Source organism: Streptomyces sp. NPDC058877 (assembly GCF_042742855.1).
In the GTDB taxonomy this organism is placed as follows: Bacteria; Actinomycetota; Actinomycetes; order Streptomycetales; family Streptomycetaceae; genus Streptomyces.
Genome location: NZ_JBHYMF010000144.1, coordinates 1 through 17,685 on the forward strand (window position 1 = coordinate 1; position 17,685 = coordinate 17,685).

The window sequence follows — 17,685 nt, forward strand, 5'->3', positions numbered from 1 at the left end:
GCCCCGGCCACCAGGCCGGGGCCGGGGCCCTTCGGGTGCCGCTGCGGCTCCCGGGCGGGGGAGCGAGGGGTGGGGTGCGCGTCACAGCGAGGAGTGGTTCCGTCACGGACCCGCCGCCCCCTAGGGTCGGGGCCATGTTCGCTGCCTACGCCGCCCGAATCGACCGCGACCAGCCCCTGAACGGCCTCGAACTGGGCGAACGCCCCGAGCCCGAGGTGCGTCCCGGCTGGACCACCGTCACCGTCAAGGCCGCCTCGCTCAACCACCACGACCTGTGGTCGCTGCGCGGGGTCGGACTGCCCGAGGAGAAGCTGCCGATGATCCTCGGTTGCGACGCCGCAGGCATCGACGAGGACGGCAACGAGGTCGTCCTGCACTCCGTCATCGGCCAGACGGGGCACGGCGTCGGCCCGGACGAGCCCCGGTCCATCCTCACCGAGCGCTACCAGGGCACCTTCGCCGAACGGGTCACCGTGCCCCGCTGGAACGTGCTGCCCAAGCCGAAGGAGCTGTCCTTCGAGGAGGCCGCCTGTCTGCCCACCGCCTGGCTCACCGCGTACCGCATGCTCTTCACCAATGCCGGCGTGCGCCCCGGCGACTCCGTCCTGGTGCAGGGCGCGGGCGGCGGCGTCGCCACCGCTGCGATCGCCCTCGGCAAGGCGGCGGGCCTGCGGGTCTTCGCCACCAGTCGCGACGAGGCCAAGCGCAAGCGGGCCGTCGAGCTCGGTGCCGTCGAGGCGTACGAGCCGGGAGCGAGGCTTCCGCAGCGGGTGGACGCCGTGATCGAGACCGTCGGTGCCGCGACCTGGTCGCACTCGGTCAAGTCGCTGCGGCCTGGCGGCACGCTCGTCATCTCGGGCGCCACCAGTGGGGACCGGCCCTCGCACGCCGAGCTGACCCGGATCTTCTTCCTGGAGCTGAAGGTCGTCGGCTCGACGATGGGCTCCAAGGACGAACTGGAGGACCTGCTGTCCTTCTGTGCGGCGACGGGCCTGCGGCCGGTGGTCGACGACGTCCTGCCCTTGGACCGGGCGCGTGAGGGCTTCGAGAAGATGGCCTCCGGCGAGCTCTTCGGGAAGATCGTCCTGAAGACCTCGTGACGACCCCTTGATGATGCGTCAGTCATGCTGATGGGATCTCCGGCACCACGAAAGGTGAACAACGCTCACGTCGTCGTGTCGGAGGTCCTCCTTGTTGCGCACCACTCTTGCCGCGGCCGTTGCCGTCGCCGCACTGCTCGCCCCGACCGCCGCCCAGGCCCGTCCGGTGGATCAGGATCCTCCGGCCGGAACGGCGCACCCGGTCGCCCGGGAGGCCGTGACGGGCCTGTCCGGCCGGGCCGATGGGGCGGACGCCCCCGCCCTGACCGACTCCCGCGGTCGCACCCTCACCCTGCGCGGCTGGAACGTCGGGGACAAGGCGCACCGCGGTGACGCCGCACTTTCCGCCATCACCGAGAAGCACTTCCGTGACATGCGGGCCCAGGGCTTCAACTTCGCCCGGGTCCTGGTCTTCTGGGACGACCTGGAGCCCAGCCCGGGGCAGTACAGCGAGGCGTACCTCCACAAGGTCGAACGGATCCTGGACTGGGCCGCGCGCCATGACGTCAAGGTCGTCCTCGACGCCCACCAGGACGTCTTCGGACCCGCCTTCGACCACCGGGGGATACCCGCCTGGGCGACCAGGACGGACGGGCTGCCCTTCACCGCCCACCCCGACGACTGGTTCTCCGAGTACTTCGAGCCCGCCGTCCAACGGGCCTTCACCCACTTGTACGAAGACGAGGACCTCCAGCGGGCCCAGGCCCGCATGTGGCGGGTGCTCGCCGGTCGCTTCGCCCGCCACCCGGCCGTGATCGGCTACGACCCGATCAACGAGCCGATGGGCGAGCTGCGCGGGGGCGAGGACCTGGCGACGGCGGCCCGCCGCATCGAACGCGACCAGTTGACCCCCATGTACAACCGGATCGCGGACGCGATCCGGTCCGTCGACGACAGGAATTGGATCTTCGTCGAGCCGACCCCCATCGTGGGCGAGGGGGTACCGACGGGACTCGGTCGGATCGACGATCCGAAGGTCGTCTACGCCCCGCACTTCTACAACGGCGGGATGGAGGCGGGCGGGGACTACGACCCGGACGCCGGCTGGATCGAGAACTACGAGCAGGCCATCACCCTGTACCCGAAGGAGCACAAGGTGCCCGTGGTGGTGGCCGAGTGGGGGCCGCTCAACAACGCCCAGCCGAACATGAACCGTTTCTACCGCGAGGCGATGGCCTCGCTCGGCCGCTACAGCTCCGGCTGGGCCGGCTGGGAGTGGTGCTACGGCGGTGGCTACTGCGCGGTGGACGGCACCGGGGCCTTCCGCACCAACAAAGAACGGACCGCCGAGCCGTATGCGGAGGCGGTCGCGGGCACGGTCCGCTCCGCCTCCTATGACCCCGAAGCCGGCGCGTACAGCCTGTCGTACGAGGCCACCGGCCCTCGGGGCTCCCGGGTCACCGAGCTCTCCCTGCCGGCTGGCGACTGGCGCGTGAAGGCCCGCGGCGGGGCGCTGGTCCTCCGCAAGGCCCCCGGCCGAGCCTGGATCCTTGCTGCCCCGAACGCCCGCGTGACGGTCACGGTCACCAGGAGCTGAACACTCCCCAGGCTTCTCGCCGGCCGGCCCGGGGCGCTCCCGGGCCGGCCGAGCGGTGCTCCCGTGCGGCCCGCTCGGCTGCCCCGTCCGCCCGGTCCCCGTTCTGCCCGCCCGCGCGTCCGGCCCGTTCGTTTCCGTCGGGGCGGCCGTGTGCTGTCGGGGCCTCGTGCCTCAGGCCTTTCTGGTCGGGCCGAGCAGAGCCGTGATGCCGAGGGCCGCCGTCGCCAGATGGTCCCGGGCTTGGACGAGTTGATCCTCCGTCACCCCGTGGTCCCGGGCTGCGTCGCGGATCTCGTCACGGAAACGGTCGAGGAGCCGGTCGAGGTCGCGGGTCGGGTCGCCGGTCCCCTCCGCGTCCCGTGCCCACTCAGGTGCCTCGCCGGACGGCTCCGGCGCGAGCGGCGACTCCTGCGAGGCGGCCTTCGGGTGGGTCGTTCCCGCCACCAGATCGCCCAGCTGGGCCGTGATGCCCGAGAGGCCCTCCCAGATGCCCTTGGGCCAGTCGCCCTGTGAGAGCCGGTCCTGGACCTCCTCCTGCACCTGCTGGGCGATCCGCTGGAACTCCTTCGCCTGGCGGCGCGCCGACCGGGCCTCCTCGCGGGCCTCCCGGGCCTGCTGCTTCCATTCCTGCCGGACCCGGCGCAACTCGTCCTTGGCGTCGGCGAACGAGGAGGGGCCCGTCGCGCGGTTCTGGCCCGCCGCCGCCCGCATCTCGCTGCGCACCCGGCCGGCCGCGCCCCGCACGTCCTCGCGTATCTCCGCCGCCAGTTCCGACACCGACTCGCGGATCTCCCGCTCCAGGTCATCCAGTTCGGCGCCGCGACCGGCGAGTTCGGCGCGACCGGCGTCGGTGATCGAGTAGACCTTGCGACCGCCTTCGCTGGCGTGGGTGACGAGCCCCTCGGCCTCCAGCTTGGCGAGCCGCGGGTAGACGGTGCCGGCCGAGGGTGCGTACAGCCCCTGGAAGCGCTCCTCCAGCAACCGGATCACTTCGTACCCGTGGCGCGGGGCTTCGTCGAGCAGTTTGAGGAGGTAGAGGCGAAGGCGTCCGTGGGCGAAGACGGGCGGCATGTCAGAGCACCTTTCCGTTCGCGGAGGGGGCGGACGAGGGGGCGGGGCCGTCGTCCTCGGGCTCGGGGCGGCGGAGCAGGGCGATGGAGCCGGAAACGGTGGTCGCCTTGAGCGTGCCCCGGCCCGAACCGAGCGTGCCGGTGATCGACTTGGCGCCCCACTGGCCTCCCACCCGCAGGTCATCGAAGGCGTTCGACACGGAGCCGCTGGTGGTGCTGGCCTCGACCCGGGCATCGGTCGGATGGGGGAGCCGAATGGCGACCTCGCCGGAGACGCTGGTGAGCCGGATGTCGGCGGGCGACCCGTCCAGCCGGGCCGGATCGAGGTCGATGACCATGCTCCCACTGACCGTGTCGGCCTTCACGGAGGAACCCGAGCCCTCGATCACCGTCACATCGCCGGTGACGGAGTTGGCGCGCAGCGGGCCGGTGACCGACTGGGCTTCCAGATGGCCGGAGACGCTCTCGGCGCGGACCGGGCCGGAGAGTCCGAGGAGGGTGGTGCCGCCGGTGACGCCCCGCACTTCCGTGCGCCCCCGGATGCCGGTGACGACCGTCTCGGCGCCCACCGCCACCACCTCGACGTCGACGCCTGCCGGCACGGCCACCGAGACGACGGCCCGTCGCCGGTACTCCTTGCGCTCGAACCACTTGAGGAAGCTCTTCCACTGGAGGTCCTCGTAGGTCACGGTCAGGGTCGAGCCGTCCTGTGTCACCACCAGCGGCGGACCCTCGATCTCGGAGACCTCCACGCGGGCGGAATCCCCGTCGGTGCCCACCACGTTCACCGCTCCGTTGACGATGCGGACCTGGAGGATCGTCACGGGGTCGGTCGGAGCCAGCTTCGTCGGCTCGGTGACGGACCACTTCGTCATGGTGCTGACCTCCCGTATCGGCGACACGACATATCGCGTCTCTCGTCAAACACGATATATCGCGGACGATCGAAGTCAACCCTGACTCTTCCCTGATGCGGGGCGACGATAAGCCTTCGTACAGGGACAAATTGCCCTAGCGTAGGGCCCATGAACGCAGCATCCGGACCGAGCGCCGCAGGGGCCCTGCTGCTCTGCCGTGCCGATCCCCCGACGGTCCGGCCGCCGGCCCAACTCCTCCGGGAACACCTGCTCCTCGCCCCCGCGGGCACCGGGTGGAGCGTGCTCGTGCCGGAAGGAAGGCCCTGGCTCCACGACGGGGAGTCCGTCGAACGGGTGGTCACCGGCTGGTCGACCGCACTCGCCGTCTCGGCCGCCGGCTGGCCCGTCGTCGCGCTCTGGTGGGACCGCGACCGGGCCGGCCTCACGCTCGCCGCCGGCTTCCGGCGCACCGTCGGCTACACCTGGCTCGCGGACGGTACCCCCGTCGGCGAGGACGAGGCCATGCGCACCTTCGCCACCCGGCTCGCCCTCGATCCGGTCCTGGACGTGCAGGCGCTCGAACCGCTCACCACGTCCGACCCGGACGCCGACGCCCGCGCCCGACTCCTCGGCGTCGTCGCGGTCCTCGCCCGCACCGGACTCGCCCTGCCCACCGGCCTCGTCCCCGGCGAGGGTGCCGAACGGCTCCGCTCCGCAGCCCTTGCCCAGGGCGCCGAACAACTCGACCGGTCCGGGGAGGAGGCCCCACCGGACCCGGCCGAGCCCGGGGGCCGGGGGAGCGTCGCCCTGCGCACGGAGCCCGACGAAGCCGAGGGCGGCCCCCTCGGCCCGTACCCCCGTGACCCGTACCCGCGCGGTCCCGAGGCCCACGTGCGGAGCGCGGTGGAGCTCCTGGTGGGGATGCCGTTGCTGGTCTGGGGCGCCGGTCGGCGCAGCGGCGGCTGGGTGACGGCGGGGGCGCTGCTCGTCCTCCACGGCGCGTTCGGGCTCGCCTACGACCGCTTGCGGGAGCGGTGATCCCGCCGCAGGGCCGGGCCGCCTACTCCTCGTCGTCCTCGTCGTCCAGGCGGGCCAGCCAGGTGGCGAGGCGCTCGACAGGCACCTCGAAGTCGGGGTTCAGGTCGACGAAGGTCCGCAGCTGCTCGGCGAGCCACTCGAAGGTGACCTCCTCCTCGCCGCGCCGCTTCTCCAGTTCCTCGATGCCACGGTCGGTGAAGTACATGCGATCAGGATAGGCCGTGCCCTCTCCGTCCCCTGTCGCCCGTCAGCCGCACCGATTAGCCTGCTGGGTCCAACATCGCTTCGGTGAGCGGGGGCCGCTGTGGCACACGGGATCGCCCGGATTCGACTGGACGACGGCACGCCCGTCTGGGCGCGGGTCAGCGACGTGGAGGAACTCGACAGGGGCGGGGGCTTCCAGGACACCGGCGTCCGGGACCGGGTCGTCTCGATGGCCGGCGGACTCACGGACGTGGTGCGCGGGGTCGTCCGCTCGCTGCGCGCCGGACTCGACCCGCGGGGACCGGTCGAGGTCGCCGTCAGCTTCGGCATCGAACTGTCCGCACAGTCCGGAAAGGTCATCGGCGTCCTCGCGGACGGGGCGGGCACGGCCTCGGTGAACGTCTCCCTCACCTGGACCGAACGGGGCCCGCAACCCCCCGCCCCGACGCCCGCGGACTCGACGGCGGCCACCCCGGCCGCGACGCCCGCCCCCGCGCCCCCGGTGCCGGAGACCCCTCCGGTGCCGGGCACACCCCCCGCACCGGACGCACCCCCCGTACCGCACGCGCGCCCGGCGGCCGATGGGCCCGCATGAGCGCCTTCGACGCACTCGTGCGCCCCGCACTGGTGCGCATCGCCGCCCCTGGCTGTGGGTATGACCCGCATGGCGACCGGTACTGGGGCACCGGCTTCTTCATCGCCCCCGGCTGGGTGCTGACCTGCGCCCACGTGGTGGCCGAGGGGGGAAGCGCGGTGTGGAGGAGCGAGCCGGCCGTCGGCATCACCTGGGAGGACGGCAAGACCGCCCGCGAGACCACCGGCACCGTCGTGCTCGCGCTGCCCCGCCCCGATCGGCCCGAAGCCCCGCCCGACCGGTGGGCCTTCCCCGACGTCGCGCTCGTCCGCGTGCCCGGTGCGGCGAAGGCGTCCTGCGTGCGCCTCAGCGAGCGCCCCGCCGTCTGGCCGGCCGCGGTCAGCCTGCACGGCTGGTCCCGCGAGACCGGCGAACTCGGAGTGCGGAACGTCCACGGCACCCTCAACGGCAGTGACGGACAAGCGCTCGTCACCGACGGCGTCATGCCCGTCGAGGGTTGCTCCGGAGGCCCGGTCGTCGACCACGCCCAGGGCGCCGTCATCGGCATCAACAAGGGGCGCGGGCGCGACGGCGGCGCCATCGTCCCCGTCACCGCCCTGCGCCGGCTGCACGACCTCCCCGGCGGCGAGCAGATGGGCGAGGCGCTGCGCGCCCACGACCGGTACCACCTGCACCGCTACCGCTCCCTCGACGACCGCCCCGACTGGACCCGCGCCCAGCGGCGGCTACCCGCGTCGAGCGGCGTCGGCCCCGGGCTGCGCACCCAGCTGTACGGACACCTCGCCGAGCTGCCCGCCCCCACCGCACCCGGCGAGATCATGGACCTGGTCGACCGGGTCAAGGCCTGGATCAGGGACGACGACCTGCCGGACGCGTTGGAGGACGACCCGCGCACCTGGAGCCAGGGGGCCGGGTTGCTCCGCGGCCTGCGCGCCCCCCGGAGGGACGGCGCCCAGGCCCACGACCTCGACGCCGTCCTGCTGTACGCGGCCCACGTCGTCCGGCACGTCTCCGACCGCCATCGCGAGCGTGCCGACACCAGCGGCCTCACCCACTGGATCATCGACGAGTCGGGCGACGCCGACCGCCACCTCCGACGCGAGATCGACCGCCTCGTCACCCCGGGCCGACCCTCGCCCCTGTCCGTGCGCGAGCCCCGTGCGCGGGCCGACGTCCTCCTGGAGGTCGACACCCCCCGCTACGACCGGCGCTACCCCTGGCGGGTCAAGCTCCTCCTCGACGGGCACACCGTCAGCCCGCTCCACTGCGACGACCGGGGGGTCGAGCGGGCCAAGCTCAAGGAGACCCTCCGCGAGCCCCTCGCGGACGCGCTGAGGCGCGGCGACAGCGGATCCCATCTGGCCGCCGTGGAGGCCGTGCTGCCGCGCGAGCTGTTCGACGAACCCCTCGACACCTGGCGACTGGAGCCGCCCCACGGCCCCGACGACTCCTGGACCACCACCCTCGGCCAGCGCAGGATCGTCGTCATCCGTGACGCCCGCCGCCACGACCGGGAACCGGCCCCCGAATGGCGCGAGCGCTGGGAGGCCGCGGAGCGCGGGCCGTTGCACACGGCTCCGCTGCGTGCCGAGGCGCCGGGCGCGGGCCCGGAGGCCCACACCCCGCGCGTGCGCCGGGAAACCTGGGCGGAGACCTACGACCGGCTCCGCGAGGCCGAGGGCGGCACCGTCCCTGTCTACTGCGGCCAGGTCGGCAGCGGCGACGGGCTCATGGCGATGAACGCGGCGCTCGCCGCCGGTCATCCGCTGGCCCTCTGGCGGACGGGCGCCCACGACCACACCGACTGCGCGGAGTTCCACGAGCGGGCCGGTCAACTCCTCGCGGGCGCGGTCACCGCCTGGGACGTGCGCGGCCCGGTCCGTTCCCTGCGCACCCGGTCACAGGACCGTGCCGCCGGCCCCGAAGCACGTGCCGCCCATGCGTGGGCCGAATCCCTCGCCGTGCTCCTCGACCCCCCCGACCGGCCGCCGCACGGCGGACGCCTGGAGGCCCCGCCCCTGCTCGGAGAGGGGGAGCAGTGACCGGAGGGACCGACGGGGCCCGATGCCCGCGATCCGTCCGATTACGGCATCGGCAGGCCCCGCCCCCGGGCGGTACGGTCGACGGGCCCGGCACCGACACCACAGCCAGGAGGAGTCCCAGGTGAACGATTGGCGGATCTACCGTGGTGCCGGCCTCCCGCACGACGAGATACGGCGACTGCCCGCCCCGCCGCCCTGGCGCGACTTCTCCACGGGGGGCGCCGACGACACCCTGACCGGCTCCGACCGGCGGCTCGGCGTCAAGCGCAGACTCGTCCAGAACCACCATCCCCGCCCCGCCGAGACCGACGCCGTCAACGCCGCCCTGTACCTGCGCCGGCCGCTCCTCGTCACCGGCAACCCGGGCACCGGCAAGTCGACCCTCGCGCACGCCGTGGCCCACGAACTGGGCCTCGGGCGCGTCCTGCGCTGGCCGATCGTCAGCCGCTCCACCCTCCAGGACGGCCTCTACCGCTACGACGCCATCGGACGGCTCCAGGACGTCCAACTGGAGCGCGCCCGGGACGGCGCGCCCGGTCCGGTCGCAGCGACCCCGGCCGGCATCGGCTCGTACATCCGTCTCGGGCCGCTCGGCACCGCGCTGCTCCCCTCCGAGCAGCCCCGCGTGCTTCTCATCGACGAGCTCGACAAGAGCGACCTCGACCTGCCCAACGACCTCCTGAACGCCCTGGAGGAGGGCGAGTTCGCCATCCCCGAACTGGAGCGGCTCGCCGATCGCGAGCCCGTCGTCGAGGTGCTCAGCGACGACGGCCGGAAGGTGGCGGTGCACGGCGGCCGGGTCCGCTGCACCACCTTCCCCTTCATCGTGCTCACCTCCAACGGCGAACGGGACTTTCCCGCGGCACTGTTGCGCCGCTGCATCCGGCTGGAGCTCGAACCGCCCGGCGAGGAGCAACTCGGCGCCATGATCGAGGCCCACCTCGGGACCGACGCCGCCTCCGGCGACGGCGAACGGGACCTGGTCCAACGCTTCCTGAACCGCGAACCCGGCGAGGTCATCGCCACCGACCAACTCCTCAACGCCCTCTACCTGACCCAACACGCCTCCCACGCCGAGCGGGTGACCAGGGAACGCATCGCGGACATGCTCATGCAACCGCTCGATCAGCCGAGGTGACGTTCGGATGCACCGGATGCATCTGGAGGAGCTCGCCCGCAGACTACGGGCCGGCGGACAGGACCCCACCGCCGAAGACATCGCCGATGCCCTCTGGCTCGCCCGCTGGCTCCCCGGCCCCTCGCCGGAGGGGGCGGGCACCGGGCCGCCACCGCAGGCGACCGGGGACGCGCCCGCCGTCGACGCGACCCGGCCGACGGCCCGGCCCGTCGACCAGGCGGGCCCGGTCCGAGCCGAGGACGCGGACCCGAGCGGCAGGACCGGCCGGCCCGCCCGACCGGAAGACGCGCTCCGAGAGTCCGTCGCCCTGCACATGAAGGCCGGAACCGGCGGAGCGCCCAGCAGAGCCGGGCTGGCGGAGCGGGGCGCCACCCTGCCCGTCCGCGCGCCCGTCGCCAACGCCCTGCCCGGCCTCCTCGGCCTGCAGAAGGCCCTCCGCCCCCTCCGCGACTACGCTCCCGCCCCGCCCCGGCCCGGCGAGGGAACCCTCGACGAAGAGGCCACGGCCGAACACAGCGCCGCCGCCGGCATCCTCACCCCCGTCCTGCGTCCCGCCACGGGCCGCCGCCCCGACATCCAGCTCCTCATGGACACCGGCCCCGCCATGGTGGTCTGGAACCGGATGGTCGAGGAACTCCGCCAGGCCTGCCAGCAGTCGGGTGCCTTCCGCGACGTCCAGGTGCACCGCCTGTACGACGCAGGCGAAGGCCCCCCGCTCGTCACCACCACCTCCGAGGCCGACGGCAGCCCCCGGCTCCGCCCCGTCGACCAGCTCCACGACCCGACCGGACGCCGGCTCACCCTCGTCGTCAGCGACTGCGTCGGGCCCCTCTGGCAGCGCGGCGCCGCCCAACGCTTCCTGCACCAGTGGCCCCACCACTCCCCGCTCGCCCTGGTGCAGCCGCTGCCGCCGCGGCTCTGGCCGCGCACCGCGCTCCCCGCCGACCCCGGCACCTTCCAGCGCTCCGCGACCCCCGGCGGACACCTCGCCTTCCGCTCCGACGACGAACCCTGGGGCCCCCTCGCACCGGACCGCCGTGCCGTACCCGTGCTCACTCCCACCCCGGAGGCCTTCGCCTCCTGGACCCGCCTGCACACCGGTCACGGCGGCAACCTGGTACGCGGCTGGGCCGCCTGGCTCCACCCCGAACCGACCGGGCCGCAGCCTCCCGCCAGGCCCCGGGCCCCGCGCAGTGACGAGGAACTCCTGCGGGCCTTCCGTGCCGGCGCCTCCCCGGGGGCGCTCCGGCTCGCCGTCCACCTCGCGGCGGCCCCGTTGACGCTGCCCGTCATGCAACTCGTCCAGCGCGCCATGCTGCCCGACACCGGCCCCATGGAGCTGGCCGAAGTCCTCCTCAGCGGGCTGCTGCGACGGCTGCCCGGCCCCACCCCCCACCCCTGCTTCAGCTATCCGCCGGTCATCCAGCAGCACTTCCTCGGCTCGCTCGACCCGAGTGCCGCCGCCCTCGTCCTCAAACACTGCTCCGCCTATGTGGAGCGCAATTTCGGCCAGGGCACACGGAACTTCCCGGCCCTTGCCGCCGCCCGTCTCGCCGGGGCGGAGAGCAGCACCGTTCCCGAACCGGGCGGTCCGGCTCCGGGCCGCCCCGAAGCACTCCCCAACGGGGCCGACGGAACCGACGGAACCGATGAGACCGACGAGTCCCTCGGCGTCGAAGGGGCGGAGACCGAACTGTTCGCGCGCATCCCCGCCCGCGTACTCCGCTTCTACCACCCCGACCTCATCACCCCCGACCCGTTGACCGAGGCCCGACGCCTCCTCGACCAGGGCCGCGGACAGTCCGACCCGGCCCTCATCGCCGGCGCCCGCGAGCGTGCCGAGGCGGCCCTCCCGGCCGAGCCCGTCGAGGCCCGCATCCTCCTCGCCCGCACCCTCTACGCGGAGGCGGGCACGGCCGCCGCCCGCCGCTCCCAGCGGCGCCGCGACCTCCTCGTGCAAGCCGCGGAGACCCTGTTCCGTGCAGGGGAGCTGGCCCGGCCCGGTGGCGAGGCATGGGCCGAAGCACAGCTGGAACTCGCCGTCGTCCAGCACGCGTTGTGGCGCGACACCGATGAGGTCGACCACCTCGACGAGGCCCTCGCCGCCCTCGCCGCGGACGCGGACCGCTGGCCCGAGGCCTCCCGCCACACCCTCCACCTGCGCCGGGGCAGACTCCTCCTGGCCCGCGGTGACGGCCACGGGGCCGCCGACGAACTCGCCTCCGCCCTCACCCTCCGGGAAAGCGCCGCCGCCCTGCTCGACCTCGCCGACGCCCTACGCCTGGCCGAAGCAGCTCCCGAACGCATCGCCGCCGCGCTCGACCGAGCGGAAGCCCTCCTCGGCGACGGCCGCGCCCTGCGGCTGCGGCTGACCGTCGCCCGCGCCGACCTGCACGACCGTGCCGGGGACGGGCCCGCCACCGACGCGGCGTACGAGGAGGCCACGCTGCTCGCCCCCGCCGACAGCGAACAGCGCGGGCGGACCTTGCTGGCCTGGGGCGGATCCCTGCTGCGGAGGGCCGTGGCGGGCAGCGGGACCGCCCCCGTCGACCGGGCCGAGGGCGTCCTGCGCGAGGCCTTCACCCGACTGCCCGCCGGAGCTCCCGAGCGGGCCAGGGCGAGGACCCTGATCGGCACCGTCCTCGCGCTCCGCTTCCACCGCGCCGGCTTCCTGCCCGATCTCTTCGAGAGCCGTCATCTGCTGGAGCAGGCGCTCCGGGGCACCGACGACCCGGGCGAGCGCGCCGAAGTGTGGATGCAACTGGGGCGCGTGAAACTGGAGCTTGCGATGACGGCGCGGGACGGGGTGATCGGCGACGCGCTCACCGCCTACCGCAACGCCGGCGAGGACTCCCGCGCCGCCCACGGGGACGACCCGGGCACGGTCACCGGTGCCCGCGCGCTCCACGCCCAGGGGGCCGTGCTGTGGCTGATGGGCCGACCCGGCCGGGCCAGGACCGCACTCCTCGCGGCGGTCGAGCAGTGGCGACGGCTCACGGGGCGGCTCGTGGAGGTGGACTGGGCCGACGTGGAGCGGACCAGGGCCCTGCTGGCGGAGGTGGAGGACGCGACGGGCGAGGGCCGCGCAAGCGCCTCCACGGAGGCGCGGCGAGGGCTCGCGCCGCCCTGGTGGCCCTGGGGCGACACCACCGGATGAGCTTCTGCCGAATCGGCTGAATAACGGGGGCGCGAATGGGCGCAGTTGAATCGAATGGGTTTCCGGTATCCCGGCGTCGGGAAGAACCGCTGCGCCGCTACGACCGTGGGGGACAGCGTCGGTGAGGAGGAGCCGAGAGTGTTCGAGCGTACGGAGTGGGCGACCGGTGTCGGCCGGAGTGCCGGCGGGTCTCCGCAACTGCCCGATCTCGCGGCCGTCGATCTGCGGACCTTGCGCGTCATGGACGACGCCGTCGTCGGCGCGGCGGTCGAGAAGGTGCTGCGCCACCCCGAGGACTTGGCCGTCGCCTGGCCCGAGGACGCCCTCGTCGGCTGATGCCCGGACGGCCCGCACCATCCGGTCCGAGCCGTTCGGCGTCCGTGCCGACCCCTCGAATTCAGCCCCATCGACGGGAAGTCGATCGGCCCGCACCGCCTGTGGCCGGCGCCGGCCGATGCCGATCCGTCCCGCCCCGCACCGGCCGGTTCCCGTCGTGGCGCCCCCGGTGACGTCCCCGCCCCGTCACGGGAGCCGGGAGTGATCGCCGCGCCCCCGCGCCCCGCGGCCCTGGCCGCGCTGGCGGCCACCCGACCCGCTCCGGCGGGCACCGCCTTCCTGCGGTCCGGGATGCACGCCCGCCGTCTACTGCTGCTCAAGGCGCTGCTCGTCCGGGTGCGGCGCCACCGCGAGGAGGTCCATCCCGAAGCCCTCCACGGCTTCGAAACCGCCTGGAGCTCCCTCGAACGGATCGAGCGCAGCGCCCCCGGCGTGGTCCGTGCCGTCCTCGACTACCCGACCACCGGGGCCTGGCTCGCCGCCGCCCTCACCGAGCCCACGGGCCCCGCCCTCGACCGGCACCTCGCCCGTCTGGAGCTGATCGCCGCCACCGCCGCCCTCAGGGCGGGCCGACCGATCGACCTCGTGGTCCCCGCTCCCGCCGGCGTGCTCTCGCTCCCGGGAGTCGGGAGCGTCTCGCTGCCTCCGGGCCCGGCCCGGCTCACCTCCCGCTCGCGGACCGTCCGGATCCACTCCGACGGCACTTCGGGAGCCCCGGCGGCACTCCTCCGGCTCGTCGACGCCCGGACCGGCACCGTGACCGGCAGCGGCCCCGGTTGGCGCGGACTGCGCGGGCTGACTGGCGGATCCGCCCGACTGGAGGACCTCGACCCCTACCGGGTGCCGCCCGGGGGCGTGGGGACGCCGGCCCGGGTCGCCGCCGAACGCCCCGACATCGACCACGCCGCCTGGTCCGGTCACTGGCGGTCCGCCCGTGAACTGCTGCGGCGGACCGACCGGGAGCGGGCGGCGGAGGTGGGCCGTACGGTCGGCGCGCTCGTGCCCCTGCTGCCGCAGGGCCCGCGCTCGGTCGGTGCCACGCTGAGCGTCGCCCCCGGCGCCGTGCTGATGACGCCGCCCGCCGGTGCCTCCGACATGGCGGAGACGCTCGTCCACGAGCTGCACCACAGCAAGCTCTCCACGCTCCACGAACTGGTACCGCTCTACCGTCCGGGTGGCCCCGGCCGGTCCGTGTTGTACCGGGTCGGCTGGCGCACCGATGCGCGTCCGGTCGCCGGGGTCTTCCAAGGAGCCTATGCACACCTGGCGTTGGCCGACCTGTGGCGGAGGGCGCGGGACGCCCCCGGGGCGCCGGAGGAGTGGGGCGCCCGGGCCGCGCAAAAGTTCGACCGTGTTCACGATCAGGTGGGCGAAGCGCTGGACGTGCTGCTTGAGTCCGATGAACTGACCAATGAGGGGCGGAAGTTCGCCCGACAAATGAGGCAGCTCCATGCGAGCCTCGGCGCGAGCCCCAGGGCCCGTGGGTGACACTGTGACCACGGCACATCACACTGCGTTGCGCGCGAGCGGGACGGGAGACGTACAGATGGCGGAACAGCGGTCGGGCGGAGGCGTGGAGAGCCACGGGGGCAGGGCCGCCCCCGAACACGTCCTGGTGGTCTTCCCCGGGTACCACCGGCCCTGGGCGGCCTGGATCAGCCAGCGCCTGGAAGCGCACGGCGTGCGCGCCACCCTCCAGCGCTGGGACCCGCCGCGCGAGGTGCCCTTGGAGGACTCCCTCAGCGATCTGCTGCTCGCCCGAGGGCAGGTCCTCCTCGTCCTCAACGACTGGTTCTTCGAACTGGGCCCCCGACCGGCCGGGGAGTGGAACGACGTCCTGCGCGGCTTCGTCCTCGCGCACGCCGAACGCTTCGCCGCCGTCAACCTCACCAACCGCACCCTGCTCCCCGCCACCGCGGTCCTCGAACCCGTCAGCCTCTGGGGCGTCGGCGAGGAAGAGGCCGAGGCCCGCCTCCTCGGCCGGCTCGGCATCGAAGCCCGCCGGTCCGCGGGCCGCCGCATCCCGGCCGCCGCCCTCGCCCGCTACCCGGACAACCCGCCCGAGGTCTGGGGCGACGTACCGCGCCGCAACTCCCGTTTCACCGGCCGCGACGACCTCCTCACCGAGCTCCAGGAGCGGCTCATGGACGCCGAGCGCGGCAGCGCCGCGTGCACCCTCCTCGGCATGTCCGGCATCGGCAAGACCCAGATCGCCGCCGAGTACGCCCACCGCTTCAGCCCCGACTACGACGTCATCTGGTGGGTCAACTCCGACGACCGCAACATCCAGCGCGACCGCTTCGGCGAGCTCGCCGTCCGACTCGCCCTGCCCACCGGCAGCGAGCCCGGCGAACGCATCCGCGCCGTCCGCGAAGCCCTCCGCCGCGGCGATCCGCACGCACGCTGGCTCGTCGTCTTCGACGGCTGGGACGACACCGACGGCATCGACGTCATGCTCCCGCAGGGGCCCGGGCACGTCCTCATCACCTCCCGCAACCGCGGCTGGCGGGGGCACACCGACGTCCTGGAGATCCCCAGCTTCGACCGTGCCGAGTCCACCGGCTACCTGATGCGCCGCGCCCCGCAGATCAGCGCGGCCGAAGCCGACGAGGTCGCCGCCGAGTTCGGGGACGTGCCCCTGCCGCTCGTCCAAGCCGCCGCCTGGCTCGGCGAGTCCGGCATGGAGGCACCCGAGTACCTGCGCATGGTCCGCGACGGACGGCTCTCCACCGTCGACGACCCCCTGGCGGGCGACGGCATGCCCAATGCCTCCCTCACCTCCTGGTCGATACTGATCAACCGACTCCGCCGTGCCCAGCCGCAGGCCATCGACATCCTCAGCCTGTGCGCCTCCTTCGCCCCCGGCCGCATCCCGCTCGGCATCGTCCGCGCCTACCCCCAGGCGCAGTTGCCCGAGGACCTCCGCTGGATGGCCACCGACCTGCCCGCCTGGACCCGCGCCCTCGACACGCTCGTCAACTACTCGGTGCTCACCCGGGAGACCCGCGGCCCCGTGACCACCGACGAGACCGGCCCCCACCAGGAGTCGATCCACATGCACCGCCTGGTGCACGACATCGTCGCCCGGCTCACCGACGGCGAACACCGCGACGCCCACCGGAAGGCGGTCCGCACCCTGCTCGCCGAGGCGGACCCCGGCAACCCCACCGACAGCAGGCACTGGCCCCGCTACTCCGAGCTCCTGCCGCACCTGGAGCCGTCCGGGGCCCTCCGCAGCACCGATCCGCGCATTCAGGTCGCCGTCCTCAACTGCCTGCGGTTCTGCGACCGCAGCGGCGAGTACCGGGCCGGTATCCGGCTGGCCGGGCGCATCCGGGAGGAGTGGACCTCCTTCATGGAGCCGCTCGCCCCGCACATGCAGGAACTCACCACCCTCGAAGGCGACATCCTGCGCCGCTACGGCCGCTTCCGCGAGGCCTACGACCTCGACCTCGCCCAGCGCGAGCGCCTGGTCGCCGCCGCCCACAGCGATCAGCTCGGCGAGCTCCAGACCAAGATCTCCATCGCGCGGGACCTCCGCTTCCTCGGCCAGTACAAGGAGTCGGAGCTGCTCCAGCGGGAAGCCCTGGCCGAGGCCCAGAGCCTGTTGGGCGAGACCCAGTACCTCACCCTGGTCGCCCGTCACAACCTCGGCGTGGTGCTGCGCATGCTGGGCCGCTACCAGGAGGCGTACGAGCAGGACGCCGACACCCTCGCCCGCTGCGAGTCCGTCCTCCGACCCCACCACGCCTCGACGCTCAACTCCAACAACGCCGTCGCCCAGGACCTCAGGCTGCTCGGCCGCTACCGCGAGGCACTGGGCCGACAAGAGGCGAACGTCAGGCTGCACGTGAAGATCCTCGGCCCGCAGCACCTCCACACCTTGTACGCGCGCAGCCAACTGGCGCTCTGCCGCCGGCGCGAGGGCGGTTTCCAACAGGACATCGGCACCATGATGGCGAGCGTCCTGGAGCATCTGGAGCAGGCCTACGGACGCGACCACTACGTGACGCTCTCCGCCGTCACCAACTACGCCAACTTCCTCCGCGAGCACGGGGACCTCGACCTCGCCAGGGAGCTCATCACCGAGGCGGAATCCGGCTACCGGGCCCTCCTCGGCCCCGCCCACCCGGTCTCCACCGGCGTCCTCGCCAACACCGCGCTGGTGATGCAGGCCTCCGGCGAGCGGGCCGCCGCCCTCACCATGCTGGAGTCCGCGCTCGCCGGGCTCACCGTCACGCTCGGCTCCGACCACCCCTGGGTGTTCGGCTGCGCCCTCAACACCACCGCCGCCCGCAACTTCAACGGCAGGGTCGTCGAGGCCGCCGAACTCAGCAGGGACACCCTCCGCCGGGCCCGGCACGCCCTCGGCAACGAGCACCCGCTGACCCTCTCCTGCCAGATCGCCCTCGCCACCGATCTGCGCGGGCTGCGCGAGACCGACGAGGCCGGGAAGCTGGAGGAGGACGCCCTGCTCACCCTCACCAGGACCCTCGGCGCCCAACACCCGCACACCCTCTCGGCCCGCCAGCGCAACCGGCCGTACTGGGACTTCGAGGCCAACCTCTGACCGACCGGGAGAACGCCGGAGGCCCGGCACCCCTCGCGGGG

The 17,685-nt window shown here is 73.7% G+C and carries 13 protein-coding genes; 10 read left to right on the forward strand and 3 right to left on the reverse strand.

Annotated elements, in window-relative coordinates:
* Positions 1-134: 134 nt before the first annotated feature.
* Together ACFW2Y_RS26575 and ACFW2Y_RS26580 are read left to right on the forward strand one after the other, a co-directional pair.
* Entirely contained in the window at positions 135-1,100 is a 966-nt protein-coding gene (locus ACFW2Y_RS26575) for a zinc-binding dehydrogenase (RefSeq protein ID WP_384884152.1), read from the forward strand.
* A gap of 94 nt (positions 1,101-1,194) precedes the next feature.
* Positions 1,195-2,637 carry a cellulase family glycosylhydrolase gene (locus ACFW2Y_RS26580; protein ID WP_384884154.1) on the forward strand — a complete coding sequence of 481 codons (1,443 nt, stop codon included), beginning with the start codon at positions 1,195-1,197 and terminating at the stop codon, positions 2,635-2,637.
* 171 nt (positions 2,638-2,808) lie between these two features.
* On the opposite strand, the gene ACFW2Y_RS26585 is transcribed toward ACFW2Y_RS26580, so the two are convergent.
* The gene (locus ACFW2Y_RS26585) at positions 2,809-3,708 is read right to left on the reverse strand and encodes a helix-turn-helix transcriptional regulator (RefSeq protein WP_384884156.1); all 900 of its coding nucleotides are present in this window, start codon (positions 3,706-3,708) and stop codon (positions 2,809-2,811) included.
* Position 3,709: 1 nt separating this feature from the next.
* Positions 3,710-4,582 carry a DUF4097 domain-containing protein gene (locus tag ACFW2Y_RS26590; RefSeq protein WP_384884159.1) on the reverse strand — a complete coding sequence of 291 codons (873 nt, stop codon included), beginning with the start codon at positions 4,580-4,582 and terminating at the stop codon, positions 3,710-3,712.
* A 150-nt stretch (positions 4,583-4,732) separates the two neighbouring features.
* On the opposite strand from ACFW2Y_RS26590, the gene ACFW2Y_RS26595 reads away from it, so the two are divergent.
* Complete coding sequence (locus ACFW2Y_RS26595) at positions 4,733-5,602, forward strand: hypothetical protein (RefSeq protein ID WP_384884161.1); 870 nt, start codon at positions 4,733-4,735, stop codon at positions 5,600-5,602.
* A gap of 22 nt (positions 5,603-5,624) precedes the next feature.
* On the opposite strand, the gene ACFW2Y_RS26600 is transcribed toward ACFW2Y_RS26595, so the two are convergent.
* On the reverse strand, positions 5,625-5,807 hold the full coding sequence (locus tag ACFW2Y_RS26600; RefSeq protein ID WP_005312030.1) for a DUF6104 family protein: 183 nt from the start codon (positions 5,805-5,807) through the stop codon (positions 5,625-5,627).
* A gap of 99 nt (positions 5,808-5,906) precedes the next feature.
* Between ACFW2Y_RS26600 and ACFW2Y_RS26605 the strand changes: the two genes are divergently transcribed.
* The 7 genes from ACFW2Y_RS26605 (at position 5,907) to fxsT (ending at position 17,644) form a co-directional block, all read left to right on the forward strand.
* The gene (locus tag ACFW2Y_RS26605) at positions 5,907-6,401 is read left to right on the forward strand and encodes a CU044_2847 family protein (protein ID WP_384884164.1); all 495 of its coding nucleotides are present in this window, start codon (positions 5,907-5,909) and stop codon (positions 6,399-6,401) included.
* On the forward strand, positions 6,398-8,443 hold the full coding sequence (locus tag ACFW2Y_RS26610; RefSeq protein ID WP_384884166.1) for a trypsin-like peptidase domain-containing protein: 2,046 nt from the start codon (positions 6,398-6,400) through the stop codon (positions 8,441-8,443). The genes ACFW2Y_RS26605 and ACFW2Y_RS26610 overlap by 4 nt, the downstream gene beginning before the upstream one ends.
* A 121-nt stretch (positions 8,444-8,564) precedes the next feature.
* Positions 8,565-9,581, forward strand: coding sequence for an AAA family ATPase (locus ACFW2Y_RS26615; protein ID WP_384884169.1), 1,017 nt, complete (start codon positions 8,565-8,567; stop codon positions 9,579-9,581).
* Between the two features lie 7 nt (positions 9,582-9,588).
* Positions 9,589-12,738 (forward strand): SAV_2336 N-terminal domain-related protein, encoded by a 3,150-nt coding sequence (locus ACFW2Y_RS26620; RefSeq protein WP_384884172.1) that lies wholly within the window; start codon positions 9,589-9,591, stop codon positions 12,736-12,738.
* A 138-nt stretch (positions 12,739-12,876) separates the two neighbouring features.
* Entirely contained in the window at positions 12,877-13,074 is a 198-nt protein-coding gene (locus tag ACFW2Y_RS26625; protein ID WP_384884174.1) for a hypothetical protein, read from the forward strand.
* A 201-nt stretch (positions 13,075-13,275) separates the two neighbouring features.
* Positions 13,276-14,562 carry an HEXXH motif domain-containing protein gene (locus ACFW2Y_RS26630; RefSeq protein WP_384884176.1) on the forward strand — a complete coding sequence of 429 codons (1,287 nt, stop codon included), beginning with the start codon at positions 13,276-13,278 and terminating at the stop codon, positions 14,560-14,562.
* A gap of 58 nt (positions 14,563-14,620) precedes the next feature.
* On the forward strand, positions 14,621-17,644 hold the full coding sequence (fxsT, locus tag ACFW2Y_RS26635; RefSeq protein ID WP_384884178.1) for an FxSxx-COOH system tetratricopeptide repeat protein: 3,024 nt from the start codon (positions 14,621-14,623) through the stop codon (positions 17,642-17,644).
* Positions 17,645-17,685: the final 41 nt, after the last annotated feature.

Excerpts from the sequence above, each read along its gene's own strand:
- ACFW2Y_RS26575 (WP_384884152.1), top strand. The coding sequence starts at position 135 with ATGTTCGCTGCCTACGCCGCCCGAATCGACCGCGACCAGCCCCTGAAC.
- ACFW2Y_RS26585 (WP_384884156.1), bottom strand. The coding sequence starts at position 3,708 with ATGCCGCCCGTCTTCGCCCACGGACGCCTTCGCCTCTACCTCCTCAAA.
- ACFW2Y_RS26590 (WP_384884159.1), bottom strand. The coding sequence starts at position 4,582 with ATGACGAAGTGGTCCGTCACCGAGCCGACGAAGCTGGCTCCGACCGAC.
- ACFW2Y_RS26595 (WP_384884161.1), top strand. The coding sequence starts at position 4,733 with ATGAACGCAGCATCCGGACCGAGCGCCGCAGGGGCCCTGCTGCTCTGC.
- ACFW2Y_RS26600 (WP_005312030.1), bottom strand. The coding sequence starts at position 5,807 with ATGTACTTCACCGACCGTGGCATCGAGGAACTGGAGAAGCGGCGCGGC.
- ACFW2Y_RS26610 (WP_384884166.1), top strand. The coding sequence starts at position 6,398 with ATGAGCGCCTTCGACGCACTCGTGCGCCCCGCACTGGTGCGCATCGCC.
- ACFW2Y_RS26620 (WP_384884172.1), top strand. The coding sequence starts at position 9,589 with ATGCACCGGATGCATCTGGAGGAGCTCGCCCGCAGACTACGGGCCGGC.
- fxsT (WP_384884178.1), top strand. The coding sequence starts at position 14,621 with ATGGCGGAACAGCGGTCGGGCGGAGGCGTGGAGAGCCACGGGGGCAGG.